General features: G+C 63.8%; 16 protein-coding genes. 8 read left to right on the top strand and 8 right to left on the bottom strand.

What is annotated here, in order from left to right; all coding sequences use genetic code 11:
- Positions 1 to 41 precede the first annotated feature (41 nt).
- The 3 genes from xylA (at position 42) to AC1DLO_RS07385 (ending at position 4,134) form a co-directional block, all read left to right on the top strand.
- Positions 42 to 1,232: a xylose isomerase gene (gene xylA / locus AC1DLO_RS07375; protein ID WP_476889001.1), complete on the top strand. Its 1,191-nt coding sequence runs from the start codon at positions 42 to 44 to the stop codon at positions 1,230 to 1,232.
- A gap of 19 nt (positions 1,233 to 1,251) precedes the next feature.
- Complete coding sequence (gene xylB, locus AC1DLO_RS07380) at positions 1,252 to 2,754, top strand: xylulokinase (RefSeq protein ID WP_476914447.1); 1,503 nt, start codon at positions 1,252 to 1,254, stop codon at positions 2,752 to 2,754.
- Between the two features lie 165 nt (positions 2,755 to 2,919).
- Complete coding sequence (locus tag AC1DLO_RS07385) at positions 2,920 to 4,134, top strand: ROK family transcriptional regulator (protein ID WP_476889002.1); 1,215 nt, start codon at positions 2,920 to 2,922, stop codon at positions 4,132 to 4,134.
- Here the strand turns inward: AC1DLO_RS07385 and AC1DLO_RS07390 are convergent.
- The 7 genes from AC1DLO_RS07390 to AC1DLO_RS07420 are packed head-to-tail and all read right to left on the bottom strand — an operon-like array spanning position 4,116 to position 11,355.
- A complete protein-coding gene (locus AC1DLO_RS07390) occupies positions 4,116 to 5,237 on the bottom strand; it encodes a Gfo/Idh/MocA family protein (RefSeq protein WP_476889003.1) in 1,122 nt (373 codons plus the stop codon). The two genes, AC1DLO_RS07385 and AC1DLO_RS07390, sit on opposite strands and share 19 nt — an antisense overlap.
- The gene (locus AC1DLO_RS07395) at positions 5,222 to 5,920 is read right to left on the bottom strand and encodes a ThuA domain-containing protein (RefSeq protein ID WP_476889004.1); all 699 of its coding nucleotides are present in this window, start codon (positions 5,918 to 5,920) and stop codon (positions 5,222 to 5,224) included. The genes AC1DLO_RS07390 and AC1DLO_RS07395 overlap by 16 nt, the downstream gene beginning before the upstream one ends.
- Before the next feature lie 41 nt (positions 5,921 to 5,961).
- The gene (locus AC1DLO_RS07400; protein WP_476889005.1) at positions 5,962 to 6,966 is read right to left on the bottom strand and encodes a sugar phosphate isomerase/epimerase family protein; all 1,005 of its coding nucleotides are present in this window, start codon (positions 6,964 to 6,966) and stop codon (positions 5,962 to 5,964) included.
- Between the two features lie 12 nt (positions 6,967 to 6,978).
- Positions 6,979 to 8,172 carry a Gfo/Idh/MocA family protein gene (locus AC1DLO_RS07405; protein ID WP_476914441.1) on the bottom strand — a complete coding sequence of 398 codons (1,194 nt, stop codon included), beginning with the start codon at positions 8,170 to 8,172 and terminating at the stop codon, positions 6,979 to 6,981.
- Positions 8,173 to 8,206: 34 nt separating this feature from the next.
- On the bottom strand, positions 8,207 to 9,130 hold the full coding sequence (locus AC1DLO_RS07410) for a carbohydrate ABC transporter permease (protein WP_476889007.1): 924 nt from the start codon (positions 9,128 to 9,130) through the stop codon (positions 8,207 to 8,209).
- Complete coding sequence (locus tag AC1DLO_RS07415; protein ID WP_476889008.1) at positions 9,130 to 10,032, bottom strand: carbohydrate ABC transporter permease; 903 nt, start codon at positions 10,030 to 10,032, stop codon at positions 9,130 to 9,132. Before AC1DLO_RS07415 ends, AC1DLO_RS07410 begins: the two co-directional genes overlap by 1 nt.
- Before the next feature lie 3 nt (positions 10,033 to 10,035).
- Positions 10,036 to 11,355, bottom strand: a complete 1,320-nt coding sequence (locus AC1DLO_RS07420; RefSeq protein ID WP_476889009.1) for an ABC transporter substrate-binding protein — start codon at positions 11,353 to 11,355, stop codon at positions 10,036 to 10,038.
- Between the two features lie 291 nt (positions 11,356 to 11,646).
- Here AC1DLO_RS07420 and AC1DLO_RS07425 point away from each other — a divergent pair, with 291 nt between their 5' ends.
- Positions 11,647 to 12,681 carry a LacI family DNA-binding transcriptional regulator gene (locus tag AC1DLO_RS07425; RefSeq protein ID WP_476914442.1) on the top strand — a complete coding sequence of 345 codons (1,035 nt, stop codon included), beginning with the start codon at positions 11,647 to 11,649 and terminating at the stop codon, positions 12,679 to 12,681.
- A 72-nt stretch (positions 12,682 to 12,753) separates the two neighbouring features.
- Here the strand turns inward: AC1DLO_RS07425 and AC1DLO_RS07430 are convergent, their stop codons facing one another.
- Entirely contained in the window at positions 12,754 to 14,730 is a 1,977-nt protein-coding gene (locus AC1DLO_RS07430) for an APC family permease (RefSeq protein ID WP_476889011.1), read from the bottom strand.
- 439 nt (positions 14,731 to 15,169) lie between these two features.
- On the opposite strand from AC1DLO_RS07430, the gene AC1DLO_RS07435 reads away from it, so the two are divergent.
- Genes AC1DLO_RS07435 through kdpC form a run of 4 tightly spaced genes read left to right on the top strand, consistent with a single transcriptional unit; the run spans position 15,170 to position 19,694 of the window.
- Positions 15,170 to 15,250, top strand: coding sequence for a potassium-transporting ATPase subunit F (locus AC1DLO_RS07435; protein WP_231497388.1), 81 nt, complete (start codon positions 15,170 to 15,172; stop codon positions 15,248 to 15,250).
- Between the two features lie 6 nt (positions 15,251 to 15,256).
- The gene (gene kdpA, locus AC1DLO_RS07440) at positions 15,257 to 16,924 is read left to right on the top strand and encodes a potassium-transporting ATPase subunit KdpA (RefSeq protein WP_476889012.1); all 1,668 of its coding nucleotides are present in this window, start codon (positions 15,257 to 15,259) and stop codon (positions 16,922 to 16,924) included.
- Positions 16,921 to 19,059: a potassium-transporting ATPase subunit KdpB gene (kdpB, locus tag AC1DLO_RS07445; protein ID WP_476914443.1), complete on the top strand. Its 2,139-nt coding sequence runs from the start codon at positions 16,921 to 16,923 to the stop codon at positions 19,057 to 19,059. Before kdpA ends, kdpB begins: the two co-directional genes overlap by 4 nt.
- 8 nt (positions 19,060 to 19,067) lie before the next feature.
- Complete coding sequence (gene kdpC / locus AC1DLO_RS07450) at positions 19,068 to 19,694, top strand: K(+)-transporting ATPase subunit C (protein ID WP_476889014.1); 627 nt, start codon at positions 19,068 to 19,070, stop codon at positions 19,692 to 19,694.
- The last annotated feature ends 25 nt before the right edge of the window (positions 19,695 to 19,719 follow it).

The following is a 19,719-nucleotide window of genomic DNA, read 5'->3' on the forward strand; positions in this document are numbered from 1 at the left end:
TGGATAGCGAAACAAATCTACAAATCTACCTGGAGCACTCAATGACGATTCAGCCCACCCGTGAAGACAAATTCTCGTTCGGCCTCTGGACCGTGGGATGGGAGGCTCAGGACCAATTCGGTTCCGCCACCCGCCCTCCCCTGGACACTGTCGAAGCCATCAACCGCCTCAGCGACCTCGGCGCCTACGGCATCACTTTCCACGACAACGACCTGTTCCCCTTCGGCTGCTCGGCGGCCGATCGCCAGCGCGAAATCGACCGGCTGCAAGGGGCGCTCAAGTCGACCGGAATGGTGGTCCCAATGGTTACCACCAACCTGTTCAGCCACCCCGTCTTCAAGGACGGCGGTTTCACGAGCAACGACCGCGGCGTCCGCCGCTTCGCCCTGCGCAAGGTGCTGGACAACATCGATCTCGCCGCTGAACTCGGCGCCGAAACCTTCGTCATGTGGGGTGGTCGCGAAGGCAGTGAATACGACGCCGCCAAGGACATCCGGGGCGCGCTTGAGCGGTACCGCGAGGCCGTGAACCTGCTGGGCGACTACGTCACGGACAAGGGTTACAACATCCGCTTCGCGATCGAACCGAAGCCGAACGAACCCCGCGGCGACATCCTGCTGCCCACCCTGGGCCACGCCCTTGCCTTCATCGAAACCCTGGAACGTCCGGAACTCGTGGGTATCAACCCCGAGACCGGCCACGAGCAGATGGCAGGCCTGAACTTCACGCACGGCATCGCCCAGGCCTTGTACCAGGGCAAGCTCTTCCACATCGACCTCAACGGCCAGCGCAGCATCAAGTTCGACCAGGACCTGGTATTCGGCCACGGTGACCTGCAGAACGCCTTCTCTCTTGTGGACCTGCTCGAAAACGGCGGTCCCGACGGCGGACCGGCCTACGACGGCCCGCGCCACTTCGACTACAAGCCCAGCCGCACCGAGGACATCGACGGCGTGTGGGACTCTGCGGCTGCGAACATGCAGACCTACTTGCTCCTCAAGGAGCGCGCCAAGGCATTCCGGGCCGACCCCGAAGTCCAGGAAGCCCTCCAGGCTTCACGGGTTGCAGAAATCAACGAGCCCACCCTGAACCCGGGCGAAGGCTACGCCCAGTTGCGTGCAGACAAGTCCGCCTACGAGGACTTCGACGCCGATGCCTACTTTGGCGGCAAGGGCTTCGGATTCGTGAAGCTCCAGCAGCTCTTCATCGAGCACCTCCTCGGGGCGCGCTGATCCCGTGGCCGCTGCTTCCTTGAACCTTGTTGCCGGGGTTGATTCCTCTACTCAAAGCTGCAAAGTGGTGGTCCTCGACGCTGAAAGCGGAGCCCTCGTCCGCGAAGGCCGGGCGGGCCACCCGGACGGAACGGAAGTCCACCCGGACGAGTGGTGGCGGGCTCTGTCCGAAGCGTTCGACGACGCCGGCGGTCTCGCCGACGTCAGGGCGCTGTCCGTAGCGGGCCAGCAGCACGGCATGGTGCTGCTGGACAGCGAGGGCAATGTGGTGCGGCCGGCTCTGCTGTGGAACGACACGCGCTCGGCCGGAGCCGCGGAAGACCTCACCGCAGAAGTAGGGGCGGAGGACTTCGCCCGGCGGACCGGGCTGGTGCCAGTGGCTTCGTTCACGATCACGAAGATCCGGTGGGTCAGGGACCACGAACCCGAAAACTTGGCGAGGGTGGCCGCCGTCGCGCTCCCCCACGATTGGCTCACGTGGCGTCTTCGCGGTTACGGCCCGGCCGACTCCAGTCCGCTGGGGCCGGACCTGGACGAGCTGACCACTGACCGTTCGGATGCCAGCGGCACCGGCTACTGGAGCCCGCTGACCGGACGCTACGATCTGAACCTGTTCAAACTGGCGTTCGGCCGGGACGCCCGGGAAGCCTCGGGCGGGTCAGCGACGGCGGCGCCCGGCGTCGTCGTTCTTCCCCGCGTGCTGGGCCCCGGCGAAACCGCAGGCCACGTGCATCCGGAGTGTTTCGGGGGCCCCCGCGCAAGTGAGGCTGTTGGTGGCGGAGTCCTGCTCGGCGTCGGGGCGGGCGACAACGCCGCCGCGGCACTGGGCCTCGGAGCGAAACCCGGCGACGTCGTGGTGTCCGTCGGTACCAGCGGCACCGTGTTCGCCGTCGACTCCTCGCCCGGACATGATGCGAGCGGGATTGTGGCGGGCTTCGCGGATGCCAGCGGGGAGTACCTGCCGATCGCGGTGACGCTGAACGCAGCCCGCGTGCTCAGCTCTATTGCGGCATTGCTCGACGTCGACTTCGACGAGCTTTCCCGGCTCGCCCTCGAGGCCGAGTCTGGTGCGGGAGGTGTGGTGCTGGTGCCGTACTTCGAAGGGGAACGGACACCCAACCTGCCTCATGCGAAGGCCAGTTTCCACGGTCTCAGCATCGCCTCCACCACCCGGCCGAATATCGCCCGGGCGGCCATCGAAGGCATGCTGTGCGGCCTCGCTGGAGGCCTGGATGCGCTGCGTGACCAGGGCGGCCGTGCGGAGCGATTGCTCCTGATTGGCGGTGCCGTACAGAACCCTGCCGTGCAACGGATTGCAGCGCAGGTGTTTGACCTTCCCGTAGTCGTTCCGAGCCCGGGTGAATACGTGGCCCGCGGCGCGGCGGTTCAGGCGGCATGGGCGCTCGCAGGGCACCGCCCGGACTGGCCCGTGGCCGTCGATGCCAACCCTGAGCCGGATTTCCGGGCCTCAATTGGCCAGAACTACCGGAAGGCCAGTGCCCGTATTGATACCGGCAACTGAACCGCCACACGTCAGGACCTGGGCCTTCTCCAACGTCGCCAGATCGGCTTTGAAGTGACTTCTGCCGACGAGTAACTGCGGCGGCACGACCCAAATAGCCGCCAACTGCTGATCCGTGAATGATGATGGAGGTCACCCCGTCCTCAACCGGATCCCGGAGGAAACATGCCTGACACGCCGTCGCCCGGAAGAGTGGGCGATGTCCGCAGGCAGAACCTGGCACTCGTCCTCGCCGGGATCCAGGGGAACGGTGGGGCAACGCGCGCCCAACTCGCCGCGGAAAGTGGCCTGACCAAGACCTCCGTTTCAAGCATTGTGGCCGATTTGCTCGAGTGCGGACTGGTGCGGGAAGCGAGCGTCACCCGCGACGGCGAACGCGGCCGGCCCGGAACCGGGCTCGTCCTCAATCCGGCCCGCGGCGCACTCGCCGCGGAAATCAATGTGGACTATCTCGCGGTAGGGGTCTTGGACTTCTCCGGGGATCTCTTGTTCCACGAAACCGTTGAACGGCACAACCGCGGAAGCCTGCCCGCAGACATCCTGCCGATCCTCGTGGCGATGGCCCGGCGGGCGGCAATTGAGGCGGCCGGCACCGGCGTCGAACTTCTTGGCGGGGAACTGACGGTCCCAGGGTTGGTGGAAACGGAGCACAACGTGGTCTTGTCCGCCCCGAACCTGGGCTGGGCCGACGTCGAGCTCTCCGAGGAGCTCCCCACGCTGTTGCCGAATGCGCCTTTCGGCGTCTCTCTCTCGAACGAGGCCAACAGTGCCGCGCTCGCGGAACTCTGGTTTGGCCACGGCGCAGATCGCGGCACTAGCGACAGGTTCCGTGACTTCCTGTACGTGTCCGGTGAGGTGGGCGTCGGAGGTGGGCTGGTCATCGATTCCCAGCTGTTCGCCGGCCCGCAAGGCCATGCCGGTGAGATCGGGCATGTGGTGGTGCATCCCGACGGTCCGTTGTGCGCCTGTGGTGGCCGCGGTTGCCTTGAAACGTTCGCGGGTCAAGACGCCATATATTCCGCAGCAGGAATAGATCAGGATTTGACGTCCCAGCAGATGGACCAGCTGCTGAGCCGCATTGCCGACGGCGATGGGAGCGCCGTGTCAGCGGTGGAACAGGCCGGGCACTACCTCGGAATCGCGGTCGCCTCCACGGCACGGGTGGCGAATATTTCCGCCGTCGTGCTGGGCGGGCATTTCGCGGCACTCGAGGAGTGGATCGCTCCCGCTCTGCGCCGGAGCTTGGGCCACCACGCGCCGGGGCTGATCCCGGAAGGAAACGTGGCCTTCTCCGAACTGGGGCAGACCGGGGCGCTCATCGGCGCCGCGGCCACCTCAGTCCGGAGAATTTTGGGCCAGGCCTACGAGCTGATTCCCTGAACCTCTGCGAGCGGTGCTGCCAACACGGTCAGTTCCACAAGGTCCGGCCGTGCCACCGTGCTTTCGATGGACACTGCTGAGCCACTGTGGGCGGACGCCAGCACTGATTCCATGACCTCCAGCGCGTGGTAAGCCAACTGGCCGCCCGCGCGCGGTTCGGCACCAGCCGGAGTGCCGGCGAGGTCGGCAATGCCGAAGCCGCGGCCCGAATCGATGTAGCCGGCCGAGACCGGGAGCGTCTGCCAAGCGTCGGCGCCGAGCGTGAAGAGCTCAACGTCCCCGTCGAAGTGGTTCGGATCGGGGACCACCAGAGAACCGGCCGCACCGTGGATCTCGATGTTGGCCGACTTGGTTTTCACCGCGTCAAAGCTCATCACGAGCGTGGACAGTGCGCCGGAGGCATGGACCAAGACGCCGGTCACGTGTGAATCGATGTCCACCGGGATCAGCTCGCCCTCGCGCGGTCCTGAACCGATGGTCCGCGTGTTGCGCGTGTGGCTTGCTGCTCCGATGACCGAAACCACTGGGCCAAGCAGCGTGACCAGGGCGCTGACGTAGTAGGGGCCCATGTCCAGCAGCGGTCCGCCGCCGGGTTGGTAGTAGAAGTCCGGATTGGGGTGCCAGCGCTCGTGCCCCGGGGTCACCATCGTCGCGGTGGCCGAGATCGGGGCGCCGATCAGGCCGTCGTCGATCGCCTTGCGGGCGGTCTGGATACCGGTACCAAGCACCGTGTCCGGTGCGCAGCCGACCACGACGCCGGCCTCCCGCGCCGCGTCGAGCACTCGCCGCGCCTCGGCGGTCGTCGCAGCGAGCGGCTTCTCCCCATAGACACTCTTGCCGGCAGCGATCGCCTTCAAAGCGATTGGCGCATGCGCGGCCGGAATGGTGAGGTTCAGGACGAGCTCGACATCAGCCGCCGCCAAGAGTTCGTCGACGGTGACCGCGCGGACGCCGTCGTAAGAATCCGCGACCGCCTGAGCGCGCGCTGGATCGAGATCCGCCACGGCCACCAGATCGATGGCCTCCAGCCGGCGGAAGTTTGTGAGGTACTGGGCGATGATGGCGCCGCAGCCAATGATTCCTACTCTTAACGGCTTGCCCAAAGCATGCCCCTTTCGATGATCGTGCGGACGTTGCTGTCCTGGAGGATTTCCACCCGATGTCCCGGGGTGCAAACGAAGATCCGGCCGTCGGCCCACTGCCTGGTCCAGATGGCGGCTGAGGTGACTTCCCGGTTCCACTGGTCCCATTCGCGGACCTTCTGGGTGGTGGTGGCGAGGACGTCGATGTAGTCGTCCGAGAGGACCCAGTACTGTTCGGTGACCAGCTCGAAGTCGCTGATGCCCTGAGTGATAGGGTGGCTCGCGGCAGCCTGGACCATGTTCACCGTGTACGGCACGTAGTTGTCGGACTGCTCGCCAATGCGTTCGTCCGGATGTTTGCCGGGATGGCAGGCGAACTGGCCGCCGATCATGTGCAGGTAGTCCGAGTTGTTTCGGTAGGAGTCGGCGATCCCGCCGTGCCAGCCGGCAAGCCCGGTGCCGTTTTCTACGGCGGTGCGGAGCCCCTCGAACTCGTCCTTTTCAATCGTGGACATGGTCACGCATTGCACGATCAAGTCCACGCCCGACATATATGCAGAATCGGCATATACCTTGGGAGATTCCTCGACACGGACGTCATAGCCATTGTCCTTGAGGAACGGGATGAAGAGTTCTGTGGCCTCGAATGGCTGATGGCCATCCCAGCCGCCACGGACCACCAGGGCGGTCTTCTTGTCAGTCATGGTTTCCTTTGCTTAGAAATGCGGCCGGATAGAACGAACGGTCAGCGGCTTGAGAATGCCGCGTCGAATGCGGCGACGGGCGGGGCGATGGCGGCGAGTTCCCGAACCATGGCCAAGGATTGCGGCGCTCCCACGAGCCGGTCCATGCCCGCGTCTTCCCACTCGACGCTGGTTGGCCCGTCGTAGCCGATGGCGTTGAGCGTGCGGAAGATCGGCTCCCATTTCACGTCACCGTGGCCTGCGGTGACGAAGTCCCAGCCCCGCCGCGGATCCGCCCATGGCAAGTGGGATCCGAGCCGGCCATTGCGTCCATTGAGCTGGCGGATGGATTCCTTGACGTGCATATGGAAGATCTTCGGCGCGAAATCCTGGAGGAACATCACCGGGTCCAGGTCCTGCCAGATAAAGTGGGACGGATCGAAGTTCAGCCCGAAGCTGTCCCTGTGGCCGACGGCTTCCAGGGCACGCTTCGCGGTCCAGTAGTCATAGGCGATCTCGGAGGGGTGGACTTCCAAGGCGAAGCGGACTCCCACCTCGTCGAACACGTCGAGGATCGGGTTCCAGCGGTCCGCGAAATCCTGGTAGCCACGTTCGATCATCGCCTCCGAGGCGGGCGGGAACATGGCCACTGCTTTCCAGATGGAGGAGCCCGTGAATCCCGTGACGGTCTTGACGCCGAGGCGTGCCGCGGCCCGCGCGGTGGCCTTCATGGCCTCTGCAGCGCGTTGCCGCACCCCTTCCGGATCACCATTGCCCCAGACTTCATCGGATAGGATGTCGCGGTGGCGCTCATCGATGGGGTCGTCACATACCGCTTGGCCCGTGAGGTGGTTGGCGATCGCGAAAACCTTAAGGCCGTTCTTGTCGAGGATGTCGAGGCGTTCCTGGACGTAGCCGTCGTCGACCGAAGCGCGGTAGGGGTCGAGGTGGTCCCCCCAGCAGGCGATTTCCAGCCCGTCGAAGCCCCACTCGCCCGCGCGCCGGGCGACCTCTTCGAAGGGCAGATCGGCCCATTGGCCGGTGAATAGTGTGATGGGTCTTGTCATCGGGGTTCCCTCCTAGACTTTCTGCCAGCGGCTGGACTCTGCGGCGCTGCCTTCCACGGCGGCCAGCACCTTTTGCACTTGCAAGGCATCAGCGAACGACGGCGAGGGCTGCTCGCCTGCGCCGATCGCGGTCACGAGGTCAACCACTTGGTGCGTGAAGCCGTGTTCGTATCCGAGGCCATGGCCGGTAGGCCACCAATTGCCTGCGTAGGGGTGTTCGGGTTCCGTGACGAAGATCCGGCGAAATCCGGCGTCGGGGGATTCGCCGGCGTCGTAGAAGGACAAGACGTTCATCTCTTCGAAGTCGAATGCCAAGGACGCTTTGGTGCCGTTGACCTCCAAGCGCATGGCGTTCTTCCGTCCCAGCGCGAAACGCGTGGCCTCGAAAACCCCGACGGCGCCCGMTGAAGTAGCGCCGCCGTCGAACCTTGCCGTGAAAATGGCGGCGTCATCAACGGTGACCGTGCCACGCGGCGCATCCGCGCCGACGTCGCCGTGTCCGCCGAGGCCCACGAGATCACCGGCCAACGGCCGCTCGTGCACGAACGTTTCCAGGAGCGCGGAAACGCCCGTGATCTGCTGCCCGGTGACCCACTGTGCGGCGTCGATGCTGTGCGCTCCGATGTCGCCCAGCGAGCCGGACCCGGACTTGGACTTGTCCAGTCGCCACGTCATGGGCGCGTTTTCGTCGCTGAGCCAATCCTGCAGGTACTGCGCGCGCACGTGCCGGATGTTTCCCAGGCGGCCCTCTTCGACCATCCGCTTGGCGAGGGCCAACGCCGGAGTGCGGCGGTAGCTGAACCCGCACATGGAGAACACTCCGCGTTCCGCGGCGGCTTGCGCGGCTTCGGTCATGCGCTCGGCTTCCTCCACAGAGTTGGCCAGCGGCTTTTCACATAGCACGTGCTTACCGGCCTCAAGCGCTGCGATCGCGATCTCGGCATGGGTATTCCCCGGGGTGCATATATCGATCAGGTCGATGTCGTCCCGTTCGAGCAGCCGGCGCCAGTCAGTTTCCACTGATCCCCAGCCGAGCTTGCCCGCGGCGGCCCGGACGCCGTCGTCGTTCCGGCCGCAAAGCGCGGTGAGCTGGGGGTCCAGCGGGAGATCGAAGAAGCGCGGCGCTGTCCGCCAGGCGTGGGAGTGGGCGGCACCCATGAAGGCGTAGCCGACCATGCCGACGCGCAAGGGCTTTGCGGTGGTCATTGTGTTCCTTTCGTGAATTTCAAAAGAGCGTTGGCTATTTGCTGAATCCGGCGGTCAGCCCGCTGAGCAGTTGGCGGCGGGCCACCACATAGATGACCAGCAGCGGCAAGGTGGCGAGCACCACGGAAGCCAGCACGGCGGGGATGTTCACGCTGAATTCGCCCTGGAAGGTCCACAAGGACAGCGGAAGCACTCGGGTGGACGGGCTTTGGGTCAGGATCAGCGGGAACAGGAAGCCGTTCCAGACGCCGAGCGCGTTGTAGATGCCCACGGTCACGACGGCGGGCCGCGTCATGGGCAGCGCGAGGCGCCACATCATGGCCCAGTCCGAGCAGCCGTCGAGCCGCATGGACTCGAACAACTCGTTGGGAACATCGCGCATGAAGTTGCTCAGGATGAGGACGGAAATGGGAATGGCGAACGCGATGGATGGGAGGATCAACGCCAACAAAGTGTCATAGAGATGGGCCTTGGTGATCATCCAATAGATGGGGATGATCGTGGCATGCAGCGGGATCGCCAGGCCCAGGAGGAACGTGTTGTTCGTTAACGTCAGGAAGCGGCCCTGGCCCCGGACGATCGCGTAGGCGGCCATGAACGAGACCAAGAGTGCCGGCACGACGCTTCCCACGGTGACCATCAGGCTGTTGAAGAAGTACATCGCGAAATCGTTGTCCAGGACCAGCTTGTAGTTGTCCAAGGTCGGCTCGCTTGGCGGCAGCATCGGGTTCGAAGTGAAGAAGCCGGCTTGGTTCTTCAGGCTGGTGACCACCACGTAGTAGATGGGAACGATGATGACCGCCAGCCACAGCCAACCGCCCAGGCCGCCCAGATAGTTGGGACGGACGCGCCCCGGTCCTTTGGTCCCTTTTGCTCGGGGACCATGCTTGTGGCCTTGCTTGTTGCTAAGCGCGGTGCGCCTTGCCGGCGGTGCGGGAATCTTGGTTGTGGAAGCCATCAGGCACCTTCCAATTGGCTTGCGTTGCGGTTCTTGCCACCGAGTCGCTGCAGGATGAGGGCCAGTGCAAGGCCGATCACCACGAGGATGACGCCCAAGGCACTGGCAGCTCCCATGTCGTTGGCCTTGAAGCCGGTCAGGTACATGTGCAGCGGCAGCAGCCGCGTGGAGTAGCCGGGGCCTCCTCCGGTGAGGACGAAGACGAGATCGAAGTAGGCCAGTGAGCCAACCACCATGAGGGTGGAGGACGTGATGATGGTGTACTTCAATTGGGGCAAGGTGATGGCGAAGAACTGCTGGACTCGTCCCGCGCCATCGATTTGGGCCGCTTCATAGAGCGACGCCGGGATCTGGCGAACGCCGCCTTGGTAGATGAGCGTGTGGAACGGGACGAACTGCCAGGCTATGACGAAGACGACGACGAACAGCACCAGATCCGAGTTGCCGAGCCAGTCCTGGGCGAGGAACGGAAGGCCCAGGCCCGGGCCGAGGCCGAAGTTCGGGTCCAACAGGGCCTTGTAGGCGATGGCGACGGCCGCGGAGGACAGCAGCAACGGCACGAAGTACAGGACAGCGAGGGCTGCGCGGTACTTCTGGGAAGCGGAGGTGAAAACGCCGAGCAGCAAGCTGATGGGAGCCTGGACGATGAACGAGAAGAACATGATCTTGGCAGTGACCCACAGCGCATTGCCGGTGACGGGATCAGTCAGGACCGTGGTCCAGCTCGACAAGCCGTCCAGCTTGATTTCGCCCAGCCCGTCCCATTTGGTGAAGCTGAGGAAGAGCACGCCGAAGAGCGGGATGATGGCGAAGAGCAGGAAGAAGACGAGGGCTGGTGCGGCCAGCCACCCCGACGGGCCTTTTTCAAGGACCCGCCGGGAAGAACCGGTTGAGGTAGACACTGGTTACTTTCCGATCGTTGCGTTCATGGTTGAGACGAACTGATCGGGGCTGATCTTCTTCAGGAAGATCTGGTCCAGGTTCGCCAACATGGCGTCTCCCTGGGCGGGGCTGAGGGCCTGGTCCCAAGAGAGGGTGAAGCTGGGGGCGTTCTTGGCCATGCCGTACACGTAGCTCAGGAAGTCCTTGTCCGGTGATGCGGCCAGCTTGCTTTCGATACCGGTGGTTACGGGAACGGCTCCGGAGTCGATCAAGGCCTGCGTGTCAGCGTCGGTGAACATTCCGCTCTTGACATAGTCGAGTGCTGCCTTCTTCTGGCTGTCCGTGGCCTTGGAAGAGATCGACCAGAAGTTGGAGGGATTGCCCACGACGTTGGCCGGATCGCCCTTGCCGCCGGATACAGCGGGGAAGGTGATGTAGCCCAGTTTGCCGTTCTTGACGAAGTCCGCAGCGTCCTTCTTCATGCCCTGGTAGATCCAGCCGCCCTGCAGGATCATGGCTGCCTTGCCGGTGTAGAGGAGGGCCTGGTCCGCGTTGCTGTCGGCAGCGATGGAGGAGAAGCCGTTGACGAATCCGCCGGCGTCAACCAGTTCCTGGATCTTGCTTAGGGCTTCCTTGACGGCGGGATCGGACCAGGCGCCGGGCTTGTTGGCGGCGATGTTCGCGAAGACGTCGGGTCCGCCGATGCGCTCCACCAGGTATTCGAGCCACATCAGGTCAGGCCACTTGGACTGGCCGCCCAGGGAGAAGGGAGCGATGCCGGCTGCCTTGAACTTCGGCACCAGCGCCATTAGTTCATCCCAAGTCTTGGGGGCTTGTGCGCCGATCTTGTCGAAGACGTCCTTGTTGAAATACAAGACGACGGGCTGAACGTTGTTGTTCGGCAGCGCATAGGTCTTGCCGTTGATCACTCCGTTCTTCAGCACGGACGGCAGGTAGCGGCTCTTGACATCGGGGTTTGACGCGATGAAATCGGACATGTCGGCCACCTGGCCGGAGTCGACGTAGGACTTCAGGACTCCGCCGCCCCAACCGTAGATGAAAGTGGGTCCCTGGCCGGCGCCGACGGCGGTGCGCACCTTGGTCTTGTACGCGTCGTTCGCGAAGAAGTCGAGCTTGATGGCCTCGTCCGGGTGCGCTTTGTTCCACGCATCAATGGACTTCTGGAGCACGGGCTGGTTACCGCCCGTAAGGCCCCACATTGTGGCCGAATCGGCGTTCCCTGCCGAACTTGCCGGCCCGCTGGAACCGCAAGCTGCGAGGGAGATTGAGACGGCCGCAGCGGTGACGGCGATCGCTGCTGAACGCAACGTGAGTTTTACCATTTGCATTTCCATTCGTCCTCCGGGCTCGACGCTGATTGCCCGGTTTTTGGTTTCGGGAGTCCGGCCTTCAGGAACGAGGCTGCACTGCCGCTGACATTGAGTACGCTTTGCGGAATCTTCGAAATATTTCGACATTAATTTCGGTCCGTCAGGCAAATTTAGCTGTGGCCTGAGTCACCGTCAAGGACTTTCGAGCATAAAGTTCAACTCTTTTACGAAATAATGATTGACTCTTCGGGTGCAGGCATTCAGACTTGTGGGACCGAAATATTTCGAAAGAGTAAGGGAGTCATGGCCAGCAATGAACGTCCGGCCAAGCTGACATTGGCCGCCATTGCGCGGGAAGCGGGCGTCTCGATGCCTACAGTCTCGAAGGTGGTCAACGGGCGCGAGGACGTTGCCGCTGCTACGCGCGCCAAGGTTCTGACGGCCTTGGAGCGGACGGGGTACAAATCACCGCTTCAGCGAAAGAACATCGCCGGCCGACGGCCCGTGGTGGAGGTCGTGCTCGACACCTTGAACTCGGCGTATGGTGTGGAGGTACTCAATGGTGTGCTGGAGCACGCGGCCTCCTCCGACGTCGAAGTCCTCCTCAACATCACGGGCCAGCAAGGTGGTTCGACATTAAGCCCGGAACAGCGGGCCCAGCGGATTATCGACGAGGGACGCAGCGGCATGATCGTGGTGACCTCGGCCTTCAGTTCGGAGCAGTTGGATCCATTTCGACGCCGGCAGATACCCATCGTTGTCATCGACCCGCTCAACCCGCCCCCGGGTGATGTGGTCAGCGTCGGCGCCAGCAATTGGGCTGGAGGCAAGGCTGCCACGGCCCACCTGCTGGATCTAGGGCACCGCCGGATCGCCTATCTGGGTGGGCCCGAAGCAGCGGAATGCAACCAGGCCCGGCTGCACGGGTATATGGCCGCGCTGATGGCGGTGGGGGTGCCCGTCGAGGAGCGCTACATCCTGTCAGGGCCTTTCCGATCCGAGAACGGCGTGTCGGGAATGAAGACCCTGCTTCAACTCGAAGAGCGCCCAACGGCGATCTTCGCCGCAAGCGACAGCATCGCCTTGGGAGTGCTCGCCGAGGCGCGCCGGCAAAAGATCCGCATCCCCGAGGACATCAGCGTGGTCGGTTTTGACGGCACCTACCAAGCAGAAGAATCGGTGCCTCCCCTGACGTCCGTGTCCCAGCCGCTGCAGGAGATGGGACGCGCGGCCCTGCGGTTCGTGCTGCGCCAAATGCGTGGTGACGCAGTGGACTCGCGCCGTGTGGAGCTCGCAACGCACCTTGTAGTCCGCGAATCCACGGCGCCTCCGGCGTAGGCGCGGTGTTGGAGTCCGCCGTTAGGGTCGTCCGTACCTGCGCTTGAGCATCATCCCCAACGTCAGACGCGGTCAGCCGACGTGGACCCAGGGGCGCCGGGTGACGTCGGATTCGGCTTCACGGAGGACTTCACGGGTCACCGGCGCGATCTCTCCTTCGCCGAGGAACAGGAAACGCAGGAGATTGATAATCGGGTTGCCTTCGGTCCAACGGAAATAGATGTGCGGCATCAGCCCGGTCACGTCCCGGATGTGCAGGAGCACGGAGGCGATGGTGTTGGGGACCACGGGTCCGTGGACTTCCAGGATTTGGTGTCCGTGACGGGTGACGCCACGGACTTCAAGTGCAGTTTCAAAATCGGAGGAATCGTCCACGATCACTTCGAGGAAGAGTGCCTGGTAGTCGACCGGAATGTGGCTGACTTCGATGGCTGAGGTGAGCTTTTCCTCGTACGCCTCAGCCGTGAGGCGTAGCGGTTCATGGGCAATGAGCGCAATCGGCCCATTCAGATTGGTGGACATGAATTCCAGCGCCTGGCGGTCCAGATGGACGTGCGTGGCGTGCAATTCAAAGGAACGCCGGATTCTGGAGAGCAAGGAGATCACGATGATGCCCAGAATGAAGATCGCGGCGATCCGGATGCCTTCGGGACGCTCGAAAATGTTGGCGATCGTGGTGTAGATGAAGACCACGGCGATGATGCCGAACCCGACTGTGCGCTTGCGCTGCCGTGCGCGGCGGGCGGAGAGCGTCACCGCCACGGCTGCCGAGGTCATCAGCACCAACACACCGGTCGCATAGGCGCCACCCTGGGCATCGACGTCGGCGTTGAAGAGGAAGGTGATCAGGAACCCGATGAGGGTGAACACCAGCACCAGGGGGCGCACTGCTCGGGCCCATCCCGGTGCCATCCCATAGCGCGGCAGATACCGCGGGACCAGGTTCAGGAGCCCGGCCATGGCGGAGGCGCCGGCGAACCAGAGGATGGCAATGGTGCTGATGTCGTACACGGTGCCGAATCCGACGCCGAGATATTGATGGGCTAGGAACGCCAAGGCGCGACCATCGGCCTGGCCGCCCGGCTGGAATTCCTGGTCCGGAATCAGCACAACGGTAGTGAAACTGGTAGCGATCAGAAACGAGCTCATGATGACGGCTGCCGTGGTCAGGAGCCGGCGGGTTCCCTTGATCCGTCCGGCAGGGTTTTCCTCGGTGTCCGCGGCATGTCCACGGATCTGGGGCATCACGGCGACGCCGGTCTCGAACCCGGACAGGCCCAGGGCGAGTTTGGGGAACACGAGTAGCGCGATGCCGACCACCATGATGAGGTTTCCGTGGGAGGTCGACAGTGCATGCCACCAGTCGCCCACTGCGACCGGATGGGTGAATACCTCTACGATCGTTGCGAATACGACGACGACGTTGAGGCCCAGATAGAGAATGACGAGGACCACCGCCACGCCGATTGCTTCCCTGAATCCGCGCAGGAACACGGCGGCGAGCAGAGCCAGCAGGAACAAAGTAACCAGGATGTTCTGGCCCTGCAGCCAGCCCGGGGCAAGTGGGTTCTGGATCGCGTGGGCGGTGGCGTCCGCTGCCGAGAGAGTCATGGTGATCATGAAGTCGGTCGCGGCGAACCCGAGGAGGACGAGGACAAGGATCTTGCCGCCCCAACGCGGCAACAAGCGCTCGAGCATGGCGATGGATCCCTCGCCGCGGTGGCTTTCCCCGGCGACGCGATGGTAGACGGGAAGGGCGCCGAGGAGAGTGACGGCCACCAAGACAATGGTGGCCAAGGGGGAGATCACTCCCGCAGCCAGCGCCGCAATAGCCGGCTGGTAGCCCAGCGTCGAGAAGTAATCGACACCGGTCAGGCACATGACCTGCCACCACGAATGCTTCTTCAGATGGGCATCGCCCACTGCGCCGGGACCCTGGTGGATTCCCTTGCTGTCCTGCAGTCCGAAGAGAAGCCATGTCCGCAGGGAGGCCATGGTCCCTGGCCGGGGCGCCGAAGGATCAGCTGGCGGCCTGCTCAAGGTGGTCATGTTTGCCTTTCCGCGTGGCGCACGGCACTGCTATCACTGCCGAAGTTAGCATCGACTGCACGTCTTTCCTCCCGGATGGCTCCTATCTTGACGAATCCTTAACGTCCCTGACAGGAGGCGAACGCCGGCACGTGCGAAAGCACCCTGCGACGAGTCCGAAGCGCTCACACCAGGCTCGTCGCGCCCGTTAAGAAGGCGTCAAGATTCGGCCCCGCCGTGTTAAGGAACCATCAGGAACCGAATTTCGCCGCCTACCACGGAGTTGACTGACATCAGCCCCGCAAACGGGGCGCGGATGAAAGGACGTTCCAATGGCCGACGTGGCTGTTGTGGGGATCTTCGTGGTGTCCATGGGGATCGTGATGTGGATTGCCCACCTTCTCGGCAAAATCGTTGACGGTGATGGGCCGGTGAACGGGCAGTGAGTGCGGACGCCGTGATGTGGTTGGTCCTGTTCATTGCAGGCTTGTGTCTCTTCGGCTACTTGCTGGCCGTTTTGATCCACCCGGAAAAGTGGTGATACCGGATGGTATTCAATATTGCCTCCTTCATCACCCAGGTGGCGGTCCTTCTCTTGCTGCTGGTCTTAATGCATAAACCGCTGGGCCTTTACCTCGCCCGGGTGTTTGAAGGCAAGAGGTCTACCCGCGTGGAGCGGTTGTTCTACCGGCTGTCCGGGGCTGACCCGGGCACAGAGCAAAGCTGGTCAATCTACCTGCGCAGTGTCCTGGTCTTCTCCGCTGTGTCCATCCTGGTGGTGTTCCTGCTCCAGCGGCTCCAAGGGGTGCTGCCCGGAAACAATTCCCTGCCTGGAGTGGATCCCTGGGTGGCCATGAACACGGCCATCTCCTTCGCCACCAACACCAATTGGCAGACGTACAGTCCTGAGACCACCATGGGCATCTTCGTGCAGATGTGCCTGCTGGCCGTGCAGAACTTCCTGTCCGCCGCCGTCGGAATAGTGGTGGTGGTCGCGCTGATCCGCGGCATCGCGCGAACCCGGACGGACAGGCTAGGAAACTTCTGGGTTGACCTGGCCCGTACCTCGTTCCGCGTGCTGCTTCCGATGGCTTCCCTGGCAGCCATTGTGATGGTGGTCGGCGGCGTCGTGCAGAATTTCTGGTCTACGGACGTTATCAACCAGGCAACTGGCATGACCCAAACGATCCCGGGCGGACCGGTCGCCTCCCAGGAAGCCATCAAGATCCTGGGCACGAACGGAGGCGGCTATTTCAATGCCAACTCGGCGCACCCGTTCGAGAACCCGAACGTCTTCATCAGCCTGTTCCAGGTCTTCCTGATCCTACTCATTCCTTCTGTATTGCCGTATGCCTACGGCCGGATGGTGGGGGACCAGCGGCAGGGGTACACGGTGGCCGGTGTCATGGGTACGCTCTGGCTGAGTTCCACCGCCCTGATGGGCTGGGCCGTCTCCTCCGCGCAAGGAGCCGCGACGGCGGCTGCCGGAGGTTTGGGGGAGGGCTTCGAGCAGCGACTCGGCGCCGCCCAGAGTTCAATCTTTGCCACGGCCACCACGCTGACATCCACTGGAGCCGTCAACGTGGCCCACGATTCCCTGCCTCCCCTGGCCGGCGGAGTCGCCATGGTGAACATGATGCTCGGCGAAGTGGCCCCCGGCGGCACAGGATCAGGGCTCTATGGCCTGCTGATCCTCGCGATTGTGTCCGTGTTCATCGCCGGGCTGATGGTGGGCCGCACTCCGGAATTCCTGGGCAAGAAGATCGGACCCCGGGAAATGAAGCTCACCGCCATGTACATCCTCGTGACGCCCGTGGTGGTGTTGGCGCTCGCCGGGATCACCGTCCTGCTTCCGGACGCCATGGCCAACGCACCGGCGTCCGGCCCGCACCAATTCAGCGAAGCGCTCTATGCCTTCACCTCCGGAGCCAACAACAACGGCTCGGCGTTCGGCGGGATCACCACCTCCGGCCCCTACTTGTCCACCATGATGGGCATCGCCATGCTGCTGGGCCGTTTCCTGCCCATCGTCCTGGTGCTGGCGCTGGCTGGTTCCCTGGCAAAACAAGCCCGGGTCCCGGCGTCGTCCGGCACCGTCCCGACCCACGGTTGGCTCTTCGGTTCCCTCTTGCTCGGCGTCACGGTCATCCTTACCGCCTTGAGCTACTTCCCGGCCCTTGCCTTGGGCCCCCTCGCAGAAGGACTCCTCAAATGACCAATTCCGGCACGGCATTCGCCAAGGACACCGCCGCCCAGACATACGCAGACGGCAATCCCCTGGGCACCCCGGGGGAGCACAAGCACCACACCAAGGCGCCCGCCAAGCTCGACTTTGCCAGCATCCGGTCCGCCTTGCCGGTTGCGGTTCGAAAGCTGGCACCGCGCCAGATGATTCACTCTCCGGTGATGTTCATCGTGCTTGTGGGGGCGGCTCTCTGCACGGCCATCTGCATCGTCAAACCGGCAGTGTTCGGCATCTCAGTGACGGCTTGGCTTTGGCTGACAGTGCTCTTCGGGACCTTGTCGGAGGCGATCGCCGAGGGCCGCGGCAAAGCCCAGGCCGACAGCCTCCGGGCCAGCCGGAGAGGCGTTATGGCCAGGCTTCGGCTTGAGGACGGAACCCTCAAGGAGGTACAGGGAACGGAACTGCGGAAGAACGACGTCGTCATTTGCGAAGCCGGGGACGTTATCCCCTCCGATGGCGAGATCATCGAAGGCCTGGCGAGCGTGGACGAGTCCACCATCACCGGTGAGTCGGCGCCCGTGATTCGCGAATCGGGCGGCGACCGCTCCTCGGTGACCGGCGGCACCAAGGTCCTCTCGGACCGCATCGCCATCCGGATTACGACCGAAGCCGGGGAGACTTTCATCGACCGGATGATCAAGCTCGTGGAAGGCGCCGTCCGTCAGAAGACGCCCAACGAAATTGCCCTTCACGTCTTGTTGGTCTCCTTGACCATCGTGTTTCTCGCGGTCACGATGAGCTTGGCGCCCTTCGCTTCCCTGGCGGGCGCAACGCCGTCGCCGATTGTCTTGGTGGCCCTTCTGGTTTGCCTGATCCCCACGACCATTGGGGCACTGGTGCCGGCTATCGGCATCGCTGGCATGGACCGCTTGGTGCAGCACAATGTCCTGGCGACCTCCGGCCGCGCGGTGGAGACCGCCGGCGACATCACCACGCTCCTGCTCGACAAGACCGGCACCATCACCTACGGCAACCGCCGCGCGGTCAACTTCTTCCCCGCCCACGACGTCGAGCGGACCGAACTCATCGAAGGGGCCCGGCTCTCCAGCCTCGCCGACGAGACGCCCGAGGGCCGTTCGATCGTGGAACTTGCCGGTGAAAAGGGCGTCGGTGGCCCGGACCTCGCTGCGCTCCTCAAGGGTTCGGAAGACTTTGCCGTTGTCGAGTTCAGCGCCAGCACGCGCATGAGCGGCCTCGACCTGGACGGGCGGAAGATCCGCAAGGGTGCCGCAAGCGCCGTCGCAAAGTTTGTCGCAGACGCCGGCGGTCAGACGCCCGACGAAGTGGACCGCAAGGTGCAAGAAATCTCCGCCCAGGGCGGCACCCCGCTGTTGGTGGCCGGCGTCGAGCACGACGGCGGAGCCCGGGTCCTGGGCACCATCCACCTTGCCGATGTGGTCAAGCCGGGCATGCACGCCCGTTTCGCTGAGCTGCGGCGGATGGGTATCCGGACGGTGATGATCACGGGCGACAACCCCATCACGGCCAAGGCGATCGCCGCGGAGTCGGGCGTTGACGATTTCGTCGCCGAGGCCACTCCTGAAGACAAGCTTGCTGTCATTAAAGACGAACAAGCGCAGGGCCGGCTGGTGGCCATGACTGGCGACGGCACCAACGACGCTCCCGCGCTCGCCGCGGCGGATGTCGGCGTCGCCATGAACTCCGGTACGCCGGCTGCTAAGGAAGCCGCCAACATGGTGGACCTCGATTCGGATCCGACCAAGCTCATCAACATCGTGGGGATCGGCAAACAGCTGCTCATCACCCGCGGTGCCCTCACCACGTTCTCGGTGGCGAACGACGTCGCAAAGTATTTCGCGATCGTTCCGGCACTGTTCACGGCGGCGTTTCCGGGGCTCGGCCTTTTGAACATCATGGGCCTGTCCTCGCCGTCCTCGGCCATTCTGTCCGCAGTGATCTTCAACGCCCTCATCATTATTGCGTTGGTTCCGCTCGCTTTGCGCGGCGTCAAGTACCGTGCCGTCTCGGCGAACCAAGCGCTGGCCAGGAACCTGGCGATCTACGGCCTGGGCGGTCTCATAGCTCCCTTCATCGGGATCAAACTCATCGACCTGATCATTTCCCTCATCCCCGGCATCGGCTAGGAGCCACCATGAACACCCTTCCCGGCTATCTTCGGCAGGCAGGAACGGCCCTGCGGTTCTTGCTCCTCGCCACCGTTGTCCTTGGCTTGATCTACCCATTGGCGATTTTCGGCATCGGCCAAGCTGTTGCACCGTTCCAAGCCAATGGGTCCATCGTGAAAGACACAGCCGGTAGGCCCGCAGCTTCGGCCCTGATTGCGCAAGTCTCTGCCGATGACGCTGGCACCCAGAACCCGCTGTGGTTCCACGCCCGCCCCTCGGCTGCCAAGTGGGACACGGGCGCGTCGAGCGCCAGCAACCTGGGGCCCAACGATTCCAAACTGCTCGACGCCGTCAAAGCCAACCGTGCTGCCATCGCCGCCGCAGAGGGAGTCAAGGAATCCGACGTTCCCGCCGACGCCGTGACGGCGAGCGGTTCCGGGCTGGACCCGCAGATCTCGGTGGCCTACGCGCGCCTTCAAGTGCCGAGGGTGGCCAAGGCGCACGGGCTCAGTCCTGAGACGGTGCAGGCCATGGTGGAGCGGCGCACCGTCACGGGACTTGAGGCCTTCCTGGGGCAGCCGTCGGTCAATGTCACTGAACTGAACCTGGACGTGGCGGCAGCGGCGCCCGCCTCAGCGGCGCCGGCCAAGTGAACGAAGCCCGGATCCGCGCGGGCAA

The sequence above is a fragment of the Arthrobacter sp. 01T419 genome, assembly GCF_056398865.1.